Source organism: Streptococcus infantis, assembly GCF_047460825.1.
In the GTDB taxonomy this organism is placed as follows: Bacteria; Bacillota; Bacilli; order Lactobacillales; family Streptococcaceae; genus Streptococcus; species Streptococcus infantis_V.
The window spans coordinates 1-4451 of record NZ_JASHFO010000054.1 but is presented as its reverse complement, the minus strand read 5'-3'; the positions used below and the strand labels follow the sequence as shown (position 1 = coordinate 4451).

General features: G+C 42.1%; 2 protein-coding genes and 2 pseudogenes. 2 read left to right on the top strand and 2 right to left on the bottom strand.

All coding sequences use genetic code 11. The features are described 5' to 3' along the window. On the top strand, positions 1-1965 hold a 1965-nt coding region (locus tag QM911_RS09710; RefSeq protein WP_414313865.1), incomplete at its 5' end, for an LPXTG cell wall anchor domain-containing protein. A gap of 135 nt (positions 1966-2100) precedes the next feature. Here QM911_RS09710 and QM911_RS09705 read toward each other — a convergent pair. Continuing rightward, positions 2101-3148: pseudogene (locus QM911_RS09705) on the bottom strand (IS630 family transposase). Between the two features lie 472 nt (positions 3149-3620). On the opposite strand from QM911_RS09705, the pseudogene QM911_RS09700 reads away from it, so the two are divergent. Then, positions 3621-3860 (top strand): annotated as a pseudogene (locus tag QM911_RS09700) (accessory Sec-dependent serine-rich glycoprotein adhesin); the annotation flags it as partial. Between the two features lie 95 nt (positions 3861-3955). On the opposite strand, the gene QM911_RS09695 reads toward QM911_RS09700, so the two are convergent. Continuing rightward, positions 3956-4451: hypothetical protein (locus tag QM911_RS09695; RefSeq protein ID WP_414313866.1), on the bottom strand; the 496-nt coding region annotated here is incomplete at its 5' end.

Genomic DNA, 4451 nt, shown 5'->3' with positions numbered 1-4451 from the left:
TCAGCAAGCACATCAGCTTCAGCAAGCACATCAGCTTCAGCAAGCACATCAGCTTCAGCAAGCACATCGGCTTCAGCAAGCACATCAGCATCAGCAAGCACATCAGCATCAGCAAGCACATCAGCTTCAGCAAGCACGTCAGCTTCTGAATCAACATCAGCATCAGCAAGCACATCGGCTTCAGCAAGCACGTCAGCTTCTGAATCAACATCAGCTTCAGCAAGCACGTCAGCTTCTGAATCAACATCAGCATCAGCAAGCACATCAGCTTCTGAATCAACATCAGCTTCTGAATCAACATCAGCTTCTGAATCAACATCAGCATCAGCAAGCACGTCAGCTTCTGAATCAACATCAGCATCAGCAAGCACATCGGCTTCAGCAAGCACGTCAGCTTCTGAATCAACATCAGCTTCAGCAAGCACAACGGCTTCAGCAAGCACATCAGCTTCAGCAAGCACATCAGCTTCAGCAAGCACATCAGCTTCAGCAAGCACATCAGCTTCTGAATCAACATCAGCATCAGCAAGCACATCAGCTTCTGAATCAACATCAGCATCAGCAAGCACATCAGCATCAGCAAGCACATCAGCTTCAGCAAGCATGTCAGCTTCTGAATCAACATCAGCATCAGCAAGGACATCGGCTTCAGCAAGCACATCAGCTTCAGCAAGCACATCGGCTTCAGCAAGCACATCAGCATCAGCAAGCACGTCAGCTTCAGCAAGCACGTCAGCTTCAGCAAGCACATCAGCTTCTGAATCAACATCAGCTTCAGCAAGCACGTCAGCTTCAGCAAGTACATCAGCTTCAGCAAGTACATCAGCTTCAGCAAGCACGTCAGCTTCAGCAAGCACATCAGCTTCTGAATCAACATCAGCTTCAGCAAGCACATCAGCTTCAGCAAGCACGTCAGCTTCTGAATCAACATCAGCTTCAGCAAGCACATCGGCTTCAGCAAGCACATCAGCTTCTGAATCAACATCAGCTTCAGCAAGCACATCAGCATCAGCAAGCACATCAGCTTCAGCAAGCACATCGGCTTCAGCAAGCACATCAGCTTCAACAAGCGCAAGCACGTCAGCTTCAACAAGCGTAAGCACATCAGCTTCACCAAGCACAAGTACGTCAGCAAGCACGTCAGCTTCAGTAAGCACATCAGCTTCTGAATCAAGATCAGCTTCACCAAGCACGTCAGCCTCAGCAAGCACATCAGCTTCAGTAAGCACGTCAACTTCAGCAAGCACGTCAGCTTCTGAATCAAGATCAGCATCAGCAAACACGTCAGCTTCTGAATCAACATCGGCTTCAGCAAGCACATCAGCTTCAGCAAGCACATCAGCTTCTGAATCAACATCAGCTTCAGCAAGCACGACGGCCTCAGCAAGTACAACGGCCTCAGCAAGTACAACGGCCTCAACAAGCACAACGGCTTCAGCAAGCACATCGGCTTCAGAGTCTGCATCTGAAACGATTGTTACAAGTAAAGGTCTTTCAGAGATTCATTCTATTGAAAGTTTGAACATCGAAAGTGTATTGACTTCAGCCTCGGCTTCATCAAGCACGTCAGCTTCTGAATCAAGATCAGCTTCAGCAAGCACATCAGCTTTAGCAAGCACATCAGCTTTAGCAAGCACATCAGCTTCTGAATCAACATCAGCATCAGCAAGCACATCGGCTTCAGCAAGCACATCAGCTTCAGCAAGCACATCAGCATCAGCAAGCATGTCAGCTTCAGCAAGCACGTCAGCTTCAGCAAGCACGTCAGCTTCAGCAAGCACATTAGCTTCTGAAACAACGTCAGCTTCTGGAACGATAAAATCAACAGGTGATTCAGGAAAACAATTACCAAATACTGGTTCAGAAGATTCTAATTCATCTCTACTTTTAGGTGCTTTGGCAGCTATTACTGGTTTAGGTTTGTTTGTAAAACGTAGTAAAGATGAAAATGAAGATGAAATCTAAGATATCTATGTTATATAGAGTAGTTCTATAAAGACTAGACAAGAAAAAATCCTGAAAGTTTTATTTTTCAGGATTTTTTTTTAATCTTTTCTACAACAAACTAGTCTCCATACATAGTAGATTGAATATTAATACTCAATTGTTTTCAAAAAGCAACCTAGTCCATTGTCTGCTGACAGTGGACTTTAAAACGCTTTTTTCCAGTCCTTGAATCACTTATTGAAGCTTATCAATAACAGCTTCCAATGTTTGGAAAGCTTTATTTTTAAAACCTCGTTTTCGAATTTCTTTCCAGACTTGTTCAATAGGGTTCATTTCTGGTGTATAAGGTGGGATAAAAGCCAACTTAATATTACTTGGAATCTCTAAGGTACTTGATTTATGCCATATAGCATTATCCATTATAAGTAAAATATAGTCATCTGGATAAGCTTGTGAGACTTGCCGTAGAAATTCATTGGTCCACTCAGTATTGCATCCTCCAGCAATAAGAAAGAAGGAATCTCCTGTCTAAGCATCTACTGCCCCATAACAATAGCGATACTCTCGCATATAATGACTAGGAATACTAGGTCTGATTCCTTGAGGAGCCCAACAAGAACTCATCTTACTGATTCTTCCGAAACCAGCTTCATCTTGGTACATCAAGCGTACTTTCTTATAAGCCCCCTCTTCTTTAAAGCGCTTACTTAAAGTCTCGAATGTAGATTTTATTTTTAGACGTCTCAATTGTTTGAGCGTCTGCCTTCTTGGGATGTTCAGGTCGTGGAGTGACCGTTCGCCAACCATGGCGTTTCAGGAGATAATAGAAACCATCACGTGTGGAAGTGCGACCAATCTCTTTTTGATAGGCTTCAAATAACTGATTGACAGTTACAAATTCCCCAGCCTGAGCAGCTTCTATATGACGTTTTAGGAATGCTTGTTCCTCTTCGTAAGTCATATATTCTCGATGACGTCCACCACGGGTTTCTTGAAGAAGAGCTTCTAAACCAAACTCCTTATATTTTTTCAAATTCCTCCAAACAGTTGTTTTATTGCAATCTAGCAGATCCATGATTTCCTTATAAGTTTTTCCTTTTGAGCGAAAATAAATAATCTGTAGACGTTTGTGATATTTGGCGTACGATGAATCTCTTAGGAGTTGTTCAATTTTTTGTGTTTCTTCGTTTGTAAGTTTCATAACTACTATTATAAGATGTTTTTTGATTTTAGACTAGTATTAGTTGAATCGCCGTATGTCAAACGGGGCGCACAGCAGTGTGAGAGGAGATAAAGATTTATCCCTGTTCGATTAGAACGATAAATGACTATCTTATTAAATAATATATTGACTATATGATTTGTTTTCTAAAAAATCATAACGAATTTTTGGATGAAAAAATGATTTTAAATCCAATTAAAATCTACTAGGCTAGTAAAGAAACATAAAACTTTCTATTCAACATATTTTTATTCAAATGTTTGGACAAAAATACTAAAACATGCTATAATAAAACCATATAATATAATAGGAGTATTCGGGTTTTTAGACAAAATAACACTAGTTAATATATATAACAAAAAAGTAATTTTCGGAAACGGAATACTAATTTGTAGTCTAGCGCCCTTGAATTACTTATTTTTACAAAAATCGAACCCAAGGAGAGCAAATTATGTTTTTTAGACGTCGGGAAGGGCAATATAGAGAAACAGACCGAGTAACGAGGTATAAATTGATCAAGTCAGGGAAACACTGGCTTCGAGCATCTACCTCTCTTTTTGGTTTGTTCAAGGTTCTTCGTGGTGGTATTGACACAGCTCAAGTTACAACAGAAGTCGTTGAAGATCGTGTTTCAACTTCACTAAGTGGGCTTGATATCCTCAAGGGGATAGCTGCTGCAGGAACCGTCATAGGTGGAGGGATTGCGACTCAATCTCATGTCTATGCCAATGAACAAGTCGCTGTAGAGAAGGTGGTTGATGGAACTGATACACTGGTCAATTCGGATCAGGTTGTTTTAGGAACTGTTGATAAGGATGGTGAACAACAAGCTTCTGCTTCAACATCTACTTCTATTAGTGAGAGTGTTTCAACATCAGTTTCAACGAGCGTCTCAACATCGGCATCAGCAAGCACATCGTCTTCAGAATCAGCCTCAGTAAGCACAACGGCTTCAGCAAGTACAACGGCCTCAGCAAGCACATCGTCTTCAGAATCAGCCTCAGTAAGCACAACGGCTTCAGCAAGTACAACGGCCTCAGCAAGCACATCGTCTTCAGAATCAGCCTCAGTAAGCACAACGGCTTCAGCAAGCACAACGGCTTCAGCAAGCACAACGTCTTCAGAATCAGCCTCAGTAAGCACAACGGCTTCAGCAAGCACAACGGCTTCAGCAAGCACATCGTCTTCAGAATCAGCCTCAGTAAGCACAACGGCTTCAGCAAGCACAACGGCTTCAGCAAGCACATCGTCTTCAGAATCAGCCTCAGTAAGCACAACGGCT